General features: G+C 51.1%; 16 protein-coding genes. 11 read left to right on the top strand and 5 right to left on the bottom strand.

Features of this window, described 5'->3' with window-relative positions:
* The first annotated feature begins 311 nt into the window (after positions 1–311).
* Entirely contained in the window at positions 312–947 is a 636-nt protein-coding gene (locus tag Q4C79_RS10575; RefSeq protein ID WP_303090983.1) for a phosphoribosylglycinamide synthetase, read from the top strand.
* Between the two features lie 177 nt (positions 948–1,124).
* Positions 1,125–1,808 carry an OmpA family protein gene (locus Q4C79_RS10580; RefSeq protein WP_303090984.1) on the top strand — a complete coding sequence of 228 codons (684 nt, stop codon included), beginning with the start codon at positions 1,125–1,127 and terminating at the stop codon, positions 1,806–1,808.
* Between the two features lie 181 nt (positions 1,809–1,989).
* Here Q4C79_RS10580 and Q4C79_RS10585 read toward each other — a convergent pair whose 3' ends face one another.
* Entirely contained in the window at positions 1,990–3,039 is a 1,050-nt protein-coding gene (locus Q4C79_RS10585; protein WP_303090985.1) for a Gfo/Idh/MocA family oxidoreductase, read from the bottom strand.
* Between the two features lie 194 nt (positions 3,040–3,233).
* Here Q4C79_RS10585 and Q4C79_RS10590 point away from each other — a divergent pair, with 194 nt between their 5' ends.
* From Q4C79_RS10590 to hemB, 4 genes are all read left to right on the top strand, one after another.
* Positions 3,234–4,772 (top strand): BCCT family transporter, encoded by a 1,539-nt coding sequence (locus Q4C79_RS10590; protein WP_303090986.1) that lies wholly within the window; start codon positions 3,234–3,236, stop codon positions 4,770–4,772.
* A gap of 4 nt (positions 4,773–4,776) precedes the next feature.
* The gene (locus Q4C79_RS10595; protein ID WP_303090987.1) at positions 4,777–4,908 is read left to right on the top strand and encodes a hypothetical protein; all 132 of its coding nucleotides are present in this window, start codon (positions 4,777–4,779) and stop codon (positions 4,906–4,908) included.
* A gap of 107 nt (positions 4,909–5,015) precedes the next feature.
* A complete protein-coding gene (locus tag Q4C79_RS10600; protein WP_303090988.1) occupies positions 5,016–6,716 on the top strand; it encodes a choline/carnitine O-acyltransferase in 1,701 nt (566 codons plus the stop codon).
* A 149-nt stretch (positions 6,717–6,865) separates the two neighbouring features.
* Positions 6,866–7,867, top strand: coding sequence for a porphobilinogen synthase (gene hemB, locus Q4C79_RS10605; RefSeq protein ID WP_303090989.1), 1,002 nt, complete (start codon positions 6,866–6,868; stop codon positions 7,865–7,867).
* A gap of 241 nt (positions 7,868–8,108) precedes the next feature.
* Here the strand turns inward: hemB and Q4C79_RS10610 are convergent, their stop codons facing one another.
* From Q4C79_RS10610 to Q4C79_RS10625, 4 genes are all read right to left on the bottom strand, one after another.
* Positions 8,109–8,693 (bottom strand): sigma-E factor negative regulatory protein, encoded by a 585-nt coding sequence (locus tag Q4C79_RS10610; protein ID WP_303090990.1) that lies wholly within the window; start codon positions 8,691–8,693, stop codon positions 8,109–8,111.
* A gap of 4 nt (positions 8,694–8,697) precedes the next feature.
* Positions 8,698–9,297, bottom strand: coding sequence for an RNA polymerase sigma factor RpoE (rpoE, locus tag Q4C79_RS10615; RefSeq protein WP_303090991.1), 600 nt, complete (start codon positions 9,295–9,297; stop codon positions 8,698–8,700).
* Between the two features lie 78 nt (positions 9,298–9,375).
* Positions 9,376–10,725 (bottom strand): tRNA lysidine(34) synthetase TilS, encoded by a 1,350-nt coding sequence (gene tilS / locus Q4C79_RS10620; RefSeq protein WP_303090992.1) that lies wholly within the window; start codon positions 10,723–10,725, stop codon positions 9,376–9,378.
* A 114-nt stretch (positions 10,726–10,839) separates the two neighbouring features.
* A complete protein-coding gene (locus Q4C79_RS10625) occupies positions 10,840–11,799 on the bottom strand; it encodes an acetyl-CoA carboxylase carboxyltransferase subunit alpha (RefSeq protein ID WP_303090993.1) in 960 nt (319 codons plus the stop codon).
* Between the two features lie 231 nt (positions 11,800–12,030).
* Here Q4C79_RS10625 and Q4C79_RS10630 point away from each other — a divergent pair, with 231 nt between their 5' ends.
* The 5 genes from Q4C79_RS10630 (at position 12,031) to rep (ending at position 18,302) form a co-directional block, all read left to right on the top strand.
* Entirely contained in the window at positions 12,031–12,426 is a 396-nt protein-coding gene (locus Q4C79_RS10630) for an RNA-binding S4 domain-containing protein (protein ID WP_303090994.1), read from the top strand.
* A 77-nt stretch (positions 12,427–12,503) separates the two neighbouring features.
* On the top strand, positions 12,504–13,352 hold the full coding sequence (locus Q4C79_RS10635; protein ID WP_303090995.1) for a neutral zinc metallopeptidase: 849 nt from the start codon (positions 12,504–12,506) through the stop codon (positions 13,350–13,352).
* Positions 13,353–13,507: 155 nt separating this feature from the next.
* Entirely contained in the window at positions 13,508–14,158 is a 651-nt protein-coding gene (locus Q4C79_RS10640) for an FABP family protein (protein WP_303090996.1), read from the top strand.
* 267 nt (positions 14,159–14,425) lie between these two features.
* Positions 14,426–16,012 (top strand): L-lactate permease, encoded by a 1,587-nt coding sequence (locus Q4C79_RS10645; protein ID WP_303090997.1) that lies wholly within the window; start codon positions 14,426–14,428, stop codon positions 16,010–16,012.
* Positions 16,013–16,286: 274 nt separating this feature from the next.
* Positions 16,287–18,302 (top strand): DNA helicase Rep, encoded by a 2,016-nt coding sequence (gene rep / locus Q4C79_RS10650; RefSeq protein WP_303090998.1) that lies wholly within the window; start codon positions 16,287–16,289, stop codon positions 18,300–18,302.
* The last annotated feature ends 222 nt before the right edge of the window (positions 18,303–18,524 follow it).

Consider the following 18,524-nt stretch of genomic DNA (forward strand, 5'->3'; position numbering starts at 1 on the left):
ACTGCTTTATGGGCACCTCTTCGCATTTGTTGCACTTAGATTGTCAATTCAAGACGTATAAACATCACCGGTATTTACCCCACTAAATTCAACCCCAGTTTCGCTTTGCACGGCAGCCGATTTCGAGGATTACCTTTTATAAGGATGTTGTATAAAGCAAGCCGTAAAGAACAATGCCTGTCTGAAAAGTTTTTCAGACAGGCATTTGACTTACACTAAAGTAGTTGCTCTTTTTAACCAAACTTGCTATTTTTAGGATAAGTTTAAACAGTATTAACCACCAATACCGTTCATATCCAAAGGAGCAAAATATGCGTTTGCAAATATTGGCTGTATTCACGTTAACCGCATTGGCCGGCTTGGCCGCCTGCCAAAAAGAAGCAACACCAGCTTCGCCTGCGCAACAAGCGCAGCAGCAGGCTCCAGCTCAAACCGAACCGGCTGCGCAAGCACCCGCCCAAACCGAACCGGCTGCGCAAGCACCGCAGCAGACAGCCGCGCCCACTTCGGGCGAGAGCTTGATCCGAGAGCCGGTTGCCGTGCAAAGCCAACCCGTTCAGGCGATTCAAACCAAAACATTCGGCGAATACACCATTCATTTGACCAAAGCCAAAGTTGTCGGCCAGATTTTGAGCGTGGAATTTATTGCAGTGCCTCCAAAAGGTGCAAATGGAGAATATAAAGGTGTAAGCGGCAAATACTTTCCGTTAAAAGACTTTGACTATATAGACGAAACCACCAGCAAAAAAGTTACCCTGCTGCAAGACGAACACGGAAAATACATGGCCAACCCGTTAAGCGGAGATAAAGAGCTGCGGCTTCAGGGACATCAGAGGTTTCCGCAAACACTCACATTAAAATTCCCTGCTCCGCCTGAAACCTCGCCCACTATTACCATCGATTTTCCCGAAGTCGGTTCATTTGAATCCGTTCCCGTGAGCCGTTAAGTTTTCGGATACAGGGTTTTCAGACGGCCTGTCAATCAAGATCAGACCGTCTGAAAACCTTTTTGCCGAAAAATTTAAAAAACAGCCATATCCGCGCATATCGGGCCTGAAGCCTAATATGCCGACGTTGTGGCTGGCATTTAAACGAATCCGACTTTAATTTTAAAGAGCAATCCGATGAACGCCACAACCGCATTTTCCCTTTTTGCCGCCGTTGCCTTATGCGCCTGCAACCCGCAATCTTCAGGCAGCCAAGCACCTGCCGCTGCCGCCTCCGCCCAAAACACGCAGGCGGAAACGCCGCCGCCTGCTTCCGTGCCCGCGCAAGCCGCTTCCGCCCAACCTGCTTCCGCCGCTTTGCAAACGGCCGAGCCTCAACCGGCTGCCGCACAAACCACTTCTGCGCCCGTTTCATCAGTTTCTGCACAAGGCAGTAATCTGTCGGCAACCGGCAGCAGCCTGAGTGCGCAGCAAACGGGGTTCAATATCGAAATCAATCTGGCTTCCGATGTGTTGTTTGATTTCGATAAGACCGATTTGAAGCCCGAGGCCGATGCCGAGCTGCAAAAGGCCGCCGAAGTGATACGTGAAAAGGGCAAAGGGCTGATTCTGATCACCGGCCACACCGATAGCAAGGGCAGCGACGCCTATAATAAAAAGCTCTCGCTGGCGCGCGCAGATGCTGTGAAGCAATGGTTTGAAAAACACGGCCTGCATCATGATTACCAAACCGACGGCAAAGGCGCGGCCGATCCGATTGCGCCAAACACCAACGAAGACGGCAGCGATAATCCCGAAGGCCGTGCCAAAAACCGCCGCGTGGAAATCGTAATCAACAAAACCAAGCGGTTGGGCGAATAAGCGGAGGATATCCGCTCTGAAGCCCAATCGTGCGAAAAATATAGCGGATGGTTTCGAACAAAACAGATACCCGGGGCAAGCCCGGGTATGACGCAGGTTTTTTAAAAGGCCAAAATCACCCGTAAAGCTCTATGCCTGTCTGAAAAAACTTTCAGACAGGCATAGTTGTTAACAGCGATCCTCAAACTTCCAGTTTGCGCCCTTCTTCGGCGCTCTGATAAACCTTTTCGATCAACTCCAGCACCGCCTCTGCCTGCGCTATCGTTACCGGCGGCTCCTTGCCTTCGGTAAGCGCGCGGTAAAGTTCGCGGTAAAACGCGCCGTAGTCGCCGCGTACGCCTTCGATGCGTTTGCGCACCGTTTCGCCGTTGATTTCGGTATGCAATACGCCCCAATGCGCTTCCTCTTCCCGGTTCCAGCCTTCCGCCGGCCGTGCACCGGCCACCAGCAGCGGTTCCTGGTTATCCGCATCCTGCTTGATATACGAGCCGCGTTTGCCGTGCAAAGTCATAAACGGTAAGGGTTCGCGGGCGTATTTGCTGGCCACCAGATTCACCCGCTTACCGTCGGCATAATAGAGAATAATCGCAAAATAATCATCGCTCACCGCGCCTTCGTGCTGATAGCGCACATCGGCATACAGTTGCTGCGGCATACCGAACAAATCCACCGCCATATCCAAGAGATGCACGCCCAAGTCGTATACCAACCCGACGCCGGCCTCGCCGGTTTCCTTCCATTCTTTCTTGTTCAAGCCCTCGGCATAACGTTCGAAACGGATTTCCGCATCCACCACTTCGCCCAACAACTGATCCGCCAGCAGTGTTTTCGCCGTCAACGGCGCACTATCCCAGCGGCGGTTTTGGTAAACCGTCAACAACACGCCCTGTTGCGCGGCCAAAGCCGCCAACTCGCGCGCTTGGCCGGCGGTGGCGCAGACCGGTTTTTCCACCAGCACGTTTTTACCTGCCAACAAAGCTTGTTTGGCCAATTCGTAATGGGTTTGGTTGGGTGTGGTGATCACCACCAGATCGATATCGTCGCGCAGCAAATCGGCAAATTCGCCGCTTATTTCCGCTTCGGGAAAGGTATCACGTGCTTTTTGCGGCGAACGGGCATACACCCGCTGCAAGACAAAACGACCGTCTGCCTGCCAAAACGGCAGATGGAAAATCTTGGCGGATAAACCGGCTCCGGCCAAGCCGACTCTGATAAGTGGGGTTGTCATCATGTTCTCCTAAATGGCAATGGAATCATTGCGATTAAATTTATGAAGCGCAGACTTAAGGCTAGCACAAAAAACAGAATGATGCCTGTCTGAACGTTTTCAGACAGGCATGGTCAACCCTTAGGGTTAATTTGCTTTACGCACAAGCCTAAGTTGATTACTCTAAAAAGAATTCCGCCCGTCATAGAAAGGCTCCTATGTCTGCTTCACCTGAAAACCTTCCTGCGAAACGCCCGAATTATTTTTTATGGACTTCGCTGCTGGTCGGCCTGATGGCCGTTACTGCAGTGTTCAACCCCACTTTGCTCACCGGCACTATTGAAACCGTCAGCAAGTTTTTCTATCTGAAATTCGATTGGCTGATTATGTGGCTGCCGCTCTTGGCCTTCGGCGTGGGGCTGGCGGTGGCACTGTCGCCGCGTTTCGGCAATATCCGCTTGGGCGGCAAAGATGCGGTGCCCGAATATTCGTTTCTCTCGTGGATGAATATGCTGTTTACCGCCGGCATCGGCGTGGGCATCGTGTTTTTCGGCCCCATCGAAGCCTTGTGGCACTATTTCCATTCGCCCATCGGCGTTCAGGCAGCGGGGCTGACGGAATATCAGAAAGTGGAAAACGCCATGAGCTTGGCGCTGCACGTTTGGGGCATTCCGGCGTGGTCGCTGTATATGATTGCGGGTTTGGTGATGGCATATTTCACCTATCAGCATAAAACCGAATGCACGCCTGCGGCGCCTCTGCAATATGCGTTCAGCCACAAAAAATGGGCGAAGCCGCTGGGTGTTATCGTTACCGGCATGGCGATTTTGTCGATTGCGATGTCGGTTTCCTCTTCGATTGCGATGGCTTCGGTGCAGATTGCTTCGGGCCTGAAAATCATCACCGGTTTTTCGTTCGATACCATAGTATGGAAAGCGGTGGTGTTAGCAGCCTTGGCCGCGCTCTACACCGCCGGTGCGGTGCTACCGATTAACAAAGGCATGAAATTTTTGGGCGACTGGACGATTTATTTCTCGGTGTTGCTGCTGCTGTTTGTATTCGCCGTCGGCCCCACGCATTATTTTTTGAGTACGATAGCGGTGTCGGTGGGCAATATCCTCACCAAAACGATACATCATTCGTTTGAGCTTTATATGTTCCACAACCGCGACTGGGTGGTGTGGTATCCGATGGCTTATTGGGTGTGGTGGGTAACGTGGGCGCCGTTTGTGGGCGTGTTTCTCGCCAAAATTTCCAAAGGCCGCACACTGCGCGAATTTGTGTTTGCTTCGGTGATGGTTCCGGCAGGCTTTATCGTGATTTGGTTTTCGGTGTTTTCGGGCTTCAGCCTGCTCGACACGGTGGAAGGCACGGGGCGTTTGGCCGAAATCGCCAACAAGGGCGATTATGAAGGTACGTTCTATTATCTGCTCAATATGCTACCGCTGTCGGGTGTTACCAAACCGCTGACCATCGTGCTGTTTCTCGGCTTTATCGTTACCACCGTTACCAGCGCGGCGATTTCGCTGGGCATCATGACCAGCGGCGACGGCCGCAGCGAAAACAAATTCCGCGCGGTGGTGTGGTGCGTGTTGATGACTTTAATCAGCTATGCAGTGATTTTTACCGGCAAAATGGAAGGCATCAAAGCCGTAGGCTCGTTTTCGGGTTTTCCGTTTGTGTTCGTGATGTATTTGTGGTTTGCCGCGCTGTGGCGGCAGCTCAACCGCGACGTGCCGCGCGTGAGAAAGGAATAGGCAGATGAAAAAAGAGATTTTCTACTGGAACCAAAGCCCGCAGGACAACGCGCTGGAAACCGTGCTGTTGCTGTTGGCGGTGCTGTTTCTGTGTTATGTGGTGAAACTGGCGTTTTTCGATAAAGACGACGGCTAGGGAGATTCTAGTACCACCAAATATTAAAATTGATATTTCAACTTGATTTACATTGATAAAACGATTTTCAGACAGGCTTCAGCCTGTCATACCGCAAAGGAGCCGCCATGTCATCCAGCCCACGCTTACCTGTACCCGATTTAAACGAAACCTGCCGGCGCTATCTGCAACAGGTACGCCCCCTGCTGGACGATGCTGCCTATCAGAAAACCGAAGCTGCTACCCGCTATTTCCGCAGCCATAAAGGCCGCGAACTGCAAACCGCCTTGCAGGAATTTGCCGAAGAAGCAGAAGGCAGTTGGCTGATTGATGCGTGGCTGGCCAGCTATCTCGATATCCGCATTCCGTTGCCCTTGGCCAGCAATGTCGGTTTCATCCTGCAAAACCACGGAAAAGGTGCCGCCGAATGGGCGGCGGCACTGGCTGCCGTATGCGCCGATTACCACCACCGCCGCATCCCGCAGCCCCAAACCCCGCAAGGTACTCCTGTCTGCATGGCGCAATGGGCGATACTGCAAGGTGCCTGCCGTATTCCGCAATTAGGTAGCGACGGTTTCCGCTTCGCCCTGCAAAGCCGCCACATCGGCGTGTTTCACAACGGTTTTTATTACCGCATTGCTGCGCTCGACGAAAATTTCGAAGCCTATCACCCTGATACTTTCAGACAGGCATTCGAACACATTCTGGCCGAACAATCGGGCAACCCCTATCCCGTTACCGTTCCCGTTTATCTCGGCGGAGACGACACAGCCCGACTCTATCAGGAGTTGCAAAAACAGGACGACAACAACCGCCTGCTCGAACACATCGAGCAAGACTTATTCCACATCAGCCTCTACCATCAAGAGCAGTCTGCCGACGACGACCTCGCTCGCGCCAGCTTCCAACCGCTACAAGATGTTTGGTGCTACAAACCCACCACCTATTGCTACAACACCGCTACCAACCGTCTTTTTCTGCATTGCGAACACAGCTGGGAAGACGGCGGCGCACTCAAAGGCATCATCACCCTTGCCGCCGAAAAACTCACCCAAGCAAGCAACGGCCAGCGCATACACGCCGCAGTTACCCGCTACGAATGGCTGTTGAATAACAGCCAACAGCAAAACTGGCCGAAGTGGCAACAGCAATACCGCGAACAAGCCGAAAAAATGCGGGTATCATCGGTACACATTCCATTTGCAGGCCGCATCATTCCCAAAGGCATCAGCCAAGATGCGCTGATGCAGTTCGCCATGCAATATGCCCAGCTCACCACCTACGGCAGCATCCGCAACACCTACGAAGCGGTTGATGTCAGCCACTTCCAAAGCGGGCGTACCGAATGCGTGCGCCCCGTTTCCGCCGAATCCGTAGCCTTCGTACGCAGCCTATCCCAGCAAAAGCCCGATGCCGAAACACTGGCTGCCGCATTGGCCGAACACAAAGCCCGGATTAAGGCCGCCAAACTCGGGCAAGGAGCCAACCGCCACCTGCTCGGCTTACAACTGATGGCCAAACGCAGCGGTAGCCGCCGCCCCGCCTTTTTCCAAGATCCGGGCTACTTGGCCTTTACCACTGATTTCCTTTCCACCTCCACCCTCGGCGACGATGCTGTGGTGCACAACTTCGCCTTTGCCCCTACCTCACCCGGCGGCCTCGGAATTAACTACACCCTCACTGCCGAAGGCTGGCTGTTTACCCTCAGCTATCTTGAGAACCAACAACAAGATGCCGGCGTTTTTCTCGAAGCATTGAAACAGGGAGCGGATGAATTGCTGACGTTTGTGAACAGTATCGGTGCCGTCCCTCAAGCACAATCCTATTGAGCCAACGGGAAGCCGGTCCACTCAAACACTTGGTTATGCCGATAACCAAGTGTTTTTCAGTTGGCAACACAATTAACCACGAACCGTTTGAACCCCGCTCTCCAAAAAACGTATAATTGCATTATCAATGATTTGGAGTACTGTTTACCATGAATTTCCCGCACCGTTTTGTTCCCTCTTCACGCCTGCGCAGAATGCGCAAAGACGATTTTTCCCGCCGCCTGATGCAGGAACACACCTTAACTTCAAATGATTTGATCTATCCGGTGTTTGTGTTGGAAGGCAGCGGCCAAGAAGAAGCCATAGCCTCCATGCCCGGCGTGAAACGGCAAAGCTTGGATAAACTCCTCTATACCGCCGAAGAAGCGGTCAAACTGGGCATTCCGATGCTGGCACTGTTTCCGGTGGTTACCCGTAATAAAACGGAAGGAGCGCAAGAGGCTTATAATCCGGAAGGCTTGGTGCCGACCGTGGTGCGAAAACTCCGTACCGCCTTCCCCGAGCTTGGCATCATGACCGATATCGCATTAGACCCCTACACCAGCCACGGCCAAGACGGTTTAACCGATGCGGGTGGCTATGTGATGAATGACGAAACCATCGAGGTTTTGGTGAAACAGGCGCTTTGTCATGCCGAAGCCGGCGCGCAGGTCGTCGCCCCTTCGGATATGATGGACGGCCGCATCGGCGCGATTCGTGAAGCACTGGAAGACAACGGTCATATCCATACCCGCATCATGGCCTATTCCGCCAAATATGCTTCGGCTTTTTACGGCCCTTTCCGCGATGCGGTCGGCAGCGCGGGCAATCTAGGCAAAGCCGATAAAAAAACCTATCAAATGGATCCGGCCAACAGCAACGAAGCCTTGCAGGAAGTGGCGCTGGATATTCAGGAAGGTGCGGATATGGTGATGGTAAAACCGGGCATGCCTTATTTGGATGTTATCCGCAGGGTAAAAGACGAATTCGGCGTACCCACTTATGCTTATCAAGTTTCCGGTGAATATGCGATGCTGCAAGCGGCTATTCAAAACGGCTGGCTGGACGGTGACAAAGTGATCTTGGAGAGCCTGCTGGCTTTCAAACGCGCGGGTGCCGACGGTATTCTGACTTACTACGCGCTGGAGGCAGCCAGAAAATTGGCCGGATAAACTGTTTTGTAAACCTATCTATAGCGGATTTAATTAACTTTCGATACAAGGCAGCAAGCCGCAGACAGTACACACGTAAGGAACCGATTCTGTTGCCGCTTTAGCGGCTTACAAAATAGTTCTCTTTGGACTAAGGCACAGCAACGCCTAACAAAAAAGTTAAGTTAATCTGCTATACCATAGAAAAAGCCCCTGTTAAACACAGGGGCTTTACTTAATTCGATTACCTTTCAGACAGGTATTATTGCACTGCCGAAGCGGCACCGGGTTGGCTGGCGGCTTTTTCCACCTGCACGGTGCTTTGTACAACCGCCTCACCTTGGTTTTGCACTGCGGCATTCGGCACCACTACATTGCTGTTTTCAGGGCTTACCTGAGGTTTGGCCGCCACCGGAACCACTTGGCTATCCGTTTTGGCCGGCAAGGTAGTTTGCTGAACGGTATTCACCCCACCCGCACCTTGTACAGCAGGCCACAATTGCCATGCAATCACGCTAACCGCCATAATGCTGGCCGCTACTGCAAAGCGGTAGAAATTACGACCGCCTGCAACCACTACGTCTGCCTGACCGGCATGACTGCGTTTAACGGGAGCAACCGGACGATCTTGTACCGTTTGCGCCAATTTTCTGGAAAATTCTTCATCCAGTGTAAAGCGGATTTCTTTATCCGAAACCTGCTGGTTTTGCAGGCAGTCACGAATCAAATGATAAGCATACCATTTGTCCTGAGCCTCTTCGTCATTTAATAGCCGTTCAAACTCTTCTTCAGAGAGTTCACCGTCCATCAACGATGACACATATTCAAAATTTTTTTCTTGAGCCATTTTATCACCACCGTTGGTTTTCTGATGTGTCCAGCAAAGGCCGCAAATCCTTTGCGATAACTTCGCGCGCTCTAAAAATTCTCGAACGCACCGTCCCTATCGGACAATCCATAATCTGAGCAATTTCTTCATAAGACAGGCCTTCCATTTCGCGTAATGTGATAGCGTGCCGCAAATCTTCCGGCAACTTCGCTACTGCTGCTTCAACCGTCTGCAAAATCTCCCGGTTCATCATTTCAGCTTCGGGAGTGTGGTCATCCGCCAGCTGGTCTGATAAATCGAACATTTCGCCTTCTTCGTTGGCAACATCGGCACTAATTACCATTTTCTTGCCGTTGGTCGCCAAGAAATTTTTCGCCGTATTGATACCAATCCGGTAAAGCCAAGTATAAAACGCGCTCTCGCCTCGAAAATTCGGCAAAGCACGATAAGCTTTGATTAAAGCTTCTTGGGCAACATCGTTAACTTCATGCTCGTCTTTAATAAAACGTGCGAGAAGACGCGTTAGCCGCCGCTGGTATTTGGAAACCAACAACTCAAAAGCTTTATGATCACCTTGTTGGGCGCGTTCCACCAAAGCCTGATCGACTTCACGATCCTTCATATCTTATCTTTTACCTTCAAAAGAATAGATAGCAGAACGTCTTTTTCTTCGTATTGACGGCTTTAAGACATTAGATATCTATTTTGGTTCCAGAATAAACAAATTAAATTGCTCAAAAACAGGTAATACCCCATCTGGGCAAGCATGGCTCGGACTCACCCATATGTTGGCAACGGCGATACAGTGATTATTAATATCTGTTATCACTGGCCAGTACGATCTGACAAAGGGAGGAATCTTGCATTCCTGAAGTAGTTTTCGGACTTTTTTGTGCCCAGCGGTCAATTCAATCACATCATCGGTAGTTACCGCCCGAATCAATAGTTTTTGCTCTAACACATCTTCACGAAGCCCCAACTTATGCCAACAAAGTTTAATATTGCCTGAGGCAGCCATTTCTTTCAGACAGGCCTTTTCATCCTGCATAGTTTGCAAATCCAACCAAAAACAATTTCCCAGCCAATCCTGCGGCAGAGCAAACAAGCGGTTTTGATAAGCATAAACTTTTCCAAAGGGCAGCTGCCATTCTGCTTGGACGTCCGGTTTAATTTGCAGCAATACCCGTTGAAAATCGGCTACCGAAGCCGCACTTGGCACACCCAATTGTTTACGGCGCGCCAGATCATACAATTGTTGGGATTGCCGGGCAGGACTGAGTTGCCGCCAACGTGTACAATCAAAATATCCCATCTCTTCCAACCATAACGCATCGGCTTTTGCCACCTCATCCAATATGGCCAATTGTTGCTGCAACAATTGTACTCCCGCCGATAGTTGCTCGTCCAATTGCGGCACACGCTCCCGCCAAAGCGGTAAAGCCTCGTTACGCAGCCAGTTTCTCAACAGGCTGTTATCCGCATTGCTCGGGTCTTCTATATAAGGCAGCCCGTGTTCGGCGGCATAATCTTGCAATACTGGGCGTGGAACAGCCAACAACGGCCGCCAAATCTGTTTACCGTTAAGAGCCAGCGCCCGCCATTCGGGCATAGCCGCCAATGCGCGTAACCCGCCGCCACGCAATACCCCCAGCATAAAGGTTTCGCTTTGATCGTTTTGATGGTGGGCCAAAGCGATTACATCGCCCGCGCTTCGCTCATAAGCCTGATAACGCGCTTGGCGGGCAGCACCCTCCAAGCCTTTACCGTTTTTTTCTACCTGAACGTATTCAAAATAAAACGGGATTTCCAGCGAAGCACAATACGCCTGACAAAACCCCAACCACTCATCCGCTTCGGCCAGCAAACCGTGATGAACGTATAAAGCTGACAAAGCAAACCCGCATTCGGCCTGTAAACGCGCCAATACATGCAGCAGCACTACGGAATCCAAACCGCCGCTCAAGCCCACGGTTACCGTTGCCGGCCGGCCGGCTGCCCTTAGCCAACTTGCACCGACGGTTTTCAGTAAAGTATCAGTATCTTTCACCATCTTCATCTTAAAAAATCATATACGCTTATAACCCGCATATGCCTGTCTGAAAACAAAAAGGCAAGCCCAAGCCTGCCTTTTTGCTCAATTCTAACCGAATCGTCAAACCGCTATTTATTTTTCTACAAACTGACCATAAGCCATAATGCGATCGAAACGGCGGGTCAGCAAATCGGACGGAGGCATATCCTGTGCGGTACGCAGCTCATCAGTAAGAATATCTTTTACACGCCCCATCAATTCCTCATAATTACGGTGTGCGCCACCCAGCGGTTCTTCGATTACTTTGTCTATCAAGTTAAGTTTGAACAACCGGTCGGCGGTAATACCCAGCGCCTGAGCGGCATCGGCGGCTTTCTCGGCGGTTTTCCACAAAATGGAAGCGCAGCCTTCGGGCGAAATCACCGAATAAGTGGAGTATTGCAGCATATTCACATAATCGCCTACCGCTATCGCCAGCGCGCCGCCGGAACCGCCTTCGCCGATAATCGTGCAGATAACCGGTACCTTCAATTTGGTCAACTCATAAAGATTACGGCCGATGGCTTCGGATTGGTTGCGCTCCTCCGCACCGATACCGGGATAAGCGCCCGGGGTATCGACGAAAGTGAATACCGGCAAACGGAATTTCTCTGCCAACTGCATCAGGCGCAGCGCTTTGCGATAACCTTCCGGACGCGGCATGCCGAAATTTCTGCGGATTTTCTCTTTGGTATCGCGCCCTTTTTGATGGCCGATAACCATCACGCTTTGACCGTTGAAACGAGCCAAACCGCCGATAATCGCATAATCATCGGCAAAATGGCGGTCGCCGTGCAACTCTTGGAAATCGGTAAACAAGGCGGAGATGTAATCCAAAGTATAGGGACGCTGCGGATGGCGCGACACTTGGGAGACTTGGGCCGGCGTTAATTTGTTGTAGATATTTTTGGTTAAATCATTGCTTTTCTTCTGCAAACGGGTAATTTCATCGCTGATGTCTACAGCAGATTCACCCTGCACAAAACGCAATTCTTCAATTTTTTTATTTAGTTCGGCAATCGGTTGCTCGAAATCAAGAAAGACAGGTTTCATAGGACGGGTTACTCTCACCTATATTGATGAATTTAAATCAGAAAACGGCAAAACTATTCGCTTAATACAGCATACTTGATTGGATAACATGTCAATTTACGCGATAAACGTGCTACCCGCAAGATAAAAATTGAGAAACCTGCAAGCTTCGCCTTCGTCCTTGACACTTATTAAGATCTTATTTCATGATAAACTTAAAACCAGTTCTAACTTTTAAGCAGAAGCCAAACGATGAAAGATTCCGATCAACAAACCATGCGGCTCGACAAATGGTTGTGGGCTGCCCGCTTTTTCAAAACCCGTGCACTGGCGCAAAAACATATCGAACTTGGCCGCGTAATGGTCAACGGCCAAAAAGTGAAAAACAGCAAAAATATCAGCGCCGGCGACAAAATCCACCTGACACTCAATTCGCTGCCTTATCTGATTACGGTGCTGGCGCTCAACCATCAGCGCCGCCCTGCGCCGGAAGCGCGCGCCTTGTATGAAGAAGACAGCAAAGTCGCGCAAGAGCGCGAGCAGCAGAAACTGCTGGATCAGGCCAGCCGGATTACGGCGGCTTATCCCGATGGGCGACCGACCAAGCGAGACCGGCGCGAGCTCGATAAAATGAAGCGACAATGGTAGTTCCCCGCTCATATCTTCGCTCTGGTAGGGTTTATTAATTGCTTTGTTAACAACTTACTCAAAAGAAAGATTCCATCATGCGCATAGACGGACAAGAAGAAAGTTCGAATATTGAAGACCGCCGCGGCCAGCGTTCTCGGATGCCGGGCGGCAAAGGCGGCGGCATCATCGGACTGATTATTTTACTGGTAGGCGCCTATTACGGCGTCGATCTCTCCGGCGTGGTCGGTACCGGCGATTTATCCGGCTCTTCCGCACAAACTTCTACCCTCGACAGCCAGCAAGAAGCCCATCTGCGCAAACTGGCCGGCGTTACGCTGGGCAGTACCGAAAAAGTATGGTCATCCTACTTTGCGCAGCACAACGCCCAGTACAAGCCGACCACTATGGTGCTTTATACCGGCGGCACCAGCACCGCTTGCGGCACCGGTCAAGCCGCAATGGGGCCGTTTTACTGCCCGGGCGACCAGAAAATTTATCTGGATTTATCGTTTTACGAAGACATGAAAAACAAGTTGGGCGCGGCCGGCGATGCGGCTTTTGCTTATGTTATCGCCCATGAAGTCGGCCACCATATCCAAAACCTGACCGGCACCTTGCCCAAAATCCATCAGGCGCAGCAAAACGCTCAATCGCAAGCACAGGCCAATGCGCTTTCGGTGAAACTCGAATTGCAGGCCGACTGCTATGCCGGCATTTGGGCGAAAAATGCGAAAGACCAGAACATTTTCGAAGCTGGCGATGCGGAGCTGGCGATTTCGGCCGCCGAATCGGTAGGCGACGACCGCCTGCAAAAGCGCAGCCAAGGTTATGCGGTTCCCGACAGCTTCACCCACGGTTCTTCGGAACAGCGCATGCAGTGGTTCCAGCGTGGCTTTAACAGCGGCGACATCAACCAATGCAATACTTTCGCCGGTACGGTTTAGTTTAAAATTTGAGATAAAAACGCCTGTCTGAAAAAGAATATTTTTTTCAGACAGGCATTTGCTTTAGCTCAAATACCTTCATTGCATGCTTATGCAAAACGTGGCAATCTTGCCCTATCCATAATTGTCTCTCCTTTTTCTTTGGATTTATTTTTATGAACGACTACCCGAAAGACATCTATACCGAAGCCGAACCCGATGTAAACACCTTGGCCAATCTCGGCCCGCTGGCGCCGATGGCGGGCATTTGGCAAGGCAGCAGAGGCGTGGATGTTAACCCGAAGGCCGATGGCCCGGAAACCGATCCCTATATCGAGCATTACGAGTTGCAACCGATAGACGCGCAAACCAACGGCCCACAGCTGTTTTACGGTCTGCGCTACCATACCCGTATCGTACAGCCAGACGAAGTGGAAACCTTCCACGACCAAGTCGGCTACTGGTTGTGGGAACCGGCCACCCAAACCGTGATGCTCACCCTTTCCATTCCACGCGGCCAAACCGTGATGGCGGTAGGCAAAGCGGCGCCCGATGCCAAGATGTTTACCTTGAAAGCGGAACGCGGTTCAACCGTAAACGGCATTTTGTCGAATCCGTTTTTAGAACACGCCTTCCGTACCGAGAGCTATACGATTAATGTCAAAATCAATGACGACGGTACTTGGTCTTACGCGCAGGATACCGTTTTAACGATTCCCGATATCGATAAGCCTTTCCACCATACCGACCACAACACGCTGCATAAAATCGGCGAACCGACCCCCAACCCCACCGCGCTGGCGGCTGCCAAAGAAGCAGCGGAATAATCCGTTGTATTGTTTTCAGACAGGCATTTGCCAAAAATATCGGCAAGGGCGCATCAAACCGCAGCCGCTGTTTATAACTAGCTTGATGCCTGTCTGAAAAATATTGTTCTTCAAAATAAAAAAGGCTGCTCTACCCATCAGATTTTTAATGACAAACAGGCAATAATTACACGAACATACCCGTCGTTGGATATGATGTTTTTCCAACTGAAGCTCCGATACCGGGTTCCTGACTGGATTATTACCGGATACCCGAAGGATAATCACATGACCGCGCTGTTGCTCAGCATCTTTCCCATCGTTTTGCTGATATGGCTGATGGTAAAGAAAAACAGTATGCCTTCCTATATTGCGCTGCCTCTGGTCGCAGCGCTGATCTACATCATCAAAATCACTTATTTTGATAATGATTTCATGCTGCTGAACGCCACAACCGTATCTGGCTTGGTTTCCACACTTACCCCGATTACGGTAATTTTCGGCGCCATTTTGTTCAACCGTATGTTGGAAATCACCGGCTGTATCGAAATCATCCGAAAATGGCTGGCCAGTATCAGCCCCAACCCGGTCGCACAATTGATGATCATAGGCTGGGCGTTCGCCTTTATGATCGAAGGCGCTTCCGGCTTCGGTACGCCGGCTGCGATTGCCGCACCGATTCTGATGAGTTTGGGGTTCAATCCATTGAAAGTCGCCATCTTTACCTTGGTAATGAACTCCGTTCCGGTATCGTTCGGCGCAGTCGGCACACCCACTTGGTTTGGTTTTGCGCCGCTGAATCTATCGCCGCAAGATATTCTGGATATCGGCAAACAAACCGGTATCATGCATTTCTTCGCAGGCCTCATCATACCCGTGATCGGTTTAAGCTTTATCGTACCTTGGTCGGAAATCCGGAAAAATATTGTTTTTGTATACATCAGTATTTTGGCCTGCACCATTCCTTACGTCGCCTTGGCCATGGTAAATGAAGAATTTCCGGCTCTGGTAGCCGGAGCCATCGGCCTAATGATTTCGGTATTCGCAGCAAATAAAGGCTGGGGGCTGAACAAAGAGCACGAAAAAGATCAAACCCTCGAAAAAGTTTCCTTTGCCGCCGTAGCCAAAGCACTTACGCCGCTGGGGCTTTTGATCGGCATGTTGGTCGTCACCCGCATCAAACAGCTCGGTATCAAAGATCTGTTGACCGATCCGCAACCTTGGTTCAGCTTTTCGCTGCCCGCCTTAAGCGACATTACCATCACCCGCTCGCTCACGATTGTTTTCAATAATATTTTCGGAGAAGCCGTTTCCGAAAAATACCAAACCCTGTATGTGCCTGCATTCATTCCGTTTATTCTAACCGTATGGATTTGCATGTTTTTATATAAAACCCGGTTTAACGATGCTTGGAACTGTTACGTCATCACATACCGGCAAATCAAAAAGCCGCTGTTTGCCTTGATCGGCGCACTGATCATGGTAAAACTGATGATGGTTGGCGGGGAGAGCTCCATGGTAACCATCATCGGTAATGAGTTCGCCGCCATGGCAGGCGAACATTGGATTTATTTCTCTCCTTATTTGGGAGCCATCGGAGCATTCTTTTCCGGCTCCAATACCGTCTCAAACCTTACATTCGGCGGTATCCAACAGCAAATTGCCATCGATACCGGTTTATCCGTTACCTTGATTTTGGCTTTGCAATCGATAGGCGGCGCGATGGGCAACATGATTTGCATAAACAACATCATTGCCGTATGCACCGTATTGAACGTGCACAATCAGGAAGGCAATATCCTGAAGAAAACCGTTATCCCTATGGCGATTTACGGTGTCATCGCCGTCTTCATCGCATGGATTTTCTTCTTATAAGTAAGGCCGCGCGAAACAAAAAAGATTGCTGCTCGGGCGGGGGATTATTCCCCGCTTTTCTCATATCATCCGAAGCGACTGCCGAAAAAACGATGCCTCATCCTAATCTATATATAGCGGATTAAACGACTTCGATAAACGACAGCAAGCTGCGTTCAATCCCGCTATCGACAACTTTTCCCGGTACGGTTTGATCTTTTTCAGACAGGCATTCTCCGAAGTATGCCTGTCTGAAAATGCTATAATCGATTCGTTTTCCCCATTATTGCCCACCATGAAACTCAACCCGCAACAACAACAAGCCGTGCGTTATCTCGGCGGCCCGCTGCTCGTTTTAGCGGGCGCCGGCAGCGGCAAAACCGGCGTGATTACCCAAAAAATCCGTTACCTGATTACCGAAGCCGGTTATCCGCCACACCAGATCGCCGCCATCACCTTCACCAACAAAGCAGCCAAAGAAATGCAGGAGCGGGTGGGTAAAATGCTGAGCAAAGCGCAAACGCGCGGGCTGACCATTTGCACCTTTCACTCTCTGGGCATGCGCATTCTGCGCGAAGAAGCCGCGCACATCGGCTATAAAAAGAATTTCTCCATTCTCGACGGCACCGACAGTGCCAAAATCATCAACGAATTATTGGGCGGCACCGGCAAAGAAGCCCTATACAAAACCCAGCACCAGATTTCCTTGTGGAAAAACGATTTAAAAACACCCGAAGACATCCTGCAACACGCCCAAAACGAGTGGGACAAACAAATGGCCGCCGTTTACGCCAGCTACCAGGCCACGCTGGAACATTATCAAGCGGTGGATTTCGACGACTTAATCCGCCTGAGCGCCCTGCTGTTGCAGCAAAACAGCGAAGTGCGCCACAAATGGCAACTGCGATTGCGCTACCTGCTGGTAGACGAATGCCAGGACACCAACGCCTGCCAATACACCTTAATGAAACTCTTAACCGGCGCCGAAGGCATGTTCACCGCCGTGGGCGACGACGACCAATCCATCTACGCCTGGCGCGGCGCCAATATGGAAAACCTACGCCAAATGCAGGCCGACTATCCGCAGATGAAAGTGATTAAGCTCGAGCAGAATTACCGCTCCACCGCGCGGATTCTCAAAGTGGCCAACAAAGTGATCGAAAACAACCCCAAGCTGTTTAAAAAAACCTTGTGGTCGCAATTCGGCATGGGCGAACACATTAAAATCGTGGCCTGCCAGCACGAACAACACGAAGCCGAATGGGTGGTCAGCCAGATTGTGAAGCAGAAACTGGTGGGCGGCGATAAAACCCGCTACGCCGATTTCGCCGTACTCTACCGCGGCAACCACCAAGCGCGCATATTCGAAGAAGCCTTGCGCAGCGCACGCGTGCCCTATCAGCTATCCGGCGGCCAGAGTTTTTTCGACAAAGCCGAAATCAAAGACATGCTCGCCTATATCCGCCTCTTGGCCAACCCCAACGACGACCCCGCCTTTCTGCGCGCCGCCACCACCCCCAAACGCGGCATCGGCGAAGCCACGCTAGGCAAACTCAATGCCTATGCCCACCAACACGGATGCAGCCTCTATGAAGCCGCTTTAACCCCCGAAGCACAATCCGCGATCACCACCGCCAACCGCGAACACCTGCAACAATTTATGACGCTGATGGAAAACTACCGCTCCCGCGCCGAACACGACGATGCCGGCGAACTCATCAACAAGTTGCTCGGCGATATCTGCTACGAAGCGCACCTATTGAACAGCGAGGAAGGCAAAGCCGGCGAAATCAAATGGCGCAACGTATGCGACTTAACCGGCTGGCTGGCGAAAAAAGGCGAACAAGACGGCAAAAACATCATCGAAATCGCGCAAACCATCGCGCTGATGACGCTGTTGGAAGGAAAAAACGAAGAAGAAGTAGATGCAGTGAAACTCTCCACCCTGCACGCCTCCAAAGGGCTGGAATATCCGTATGTATTTTTGGTGGGCTGCGAAGAAGGCATCCTGCCGCATGCCGACAGCATCGAAGAGAGCAACGTCGAAGAAGAACGGCGGCTGATGTACGTAGGCATCACCCGTGCCAAGCGCCAGCTCACGCTCACCCACTGCATCAAGCGCAAACGCCAAGGCACCTGGCAGTTTCCCGAACCCAGCCGCTTTATCGACGAAATGCCGCAGGAAGACTTGCGGATTCTTGGCCGAAAAGGCGGCGAGCCCATCGTGAGCAAAGAAGAAGGCAGAAGCAATCTGGCCGGTTTGCAGGCCATGCTGGCGGAAAAATCGAAACAGCAAAAGGGGCCGTTTTAACCGACAATGCCTGTCTGAAATATTTTGAGCCGTCTGTTCAGACAGGCATCACCTTTGTCAAAAAACCGCTTCATTCCTGAAAATATGTGTGTGCCGCCATACTCGGGCTTGACCCGAGTATAACGGTAACTTTTCTTAAATTGATTAACCGCATTACCCAAACAAAATGAGACCTTTGCAAAACCCACAGATGTGGATGCAGTTCAAGGCGTAGCAGCGCAG

This window comes from Neisseria sp. (assembly GCF_030523955.1).
GTDB lineage: Bacteria > Pseudomonadota > Gammaproteobacteria > Burkholderiales > Neisseriaceae > Neisseria.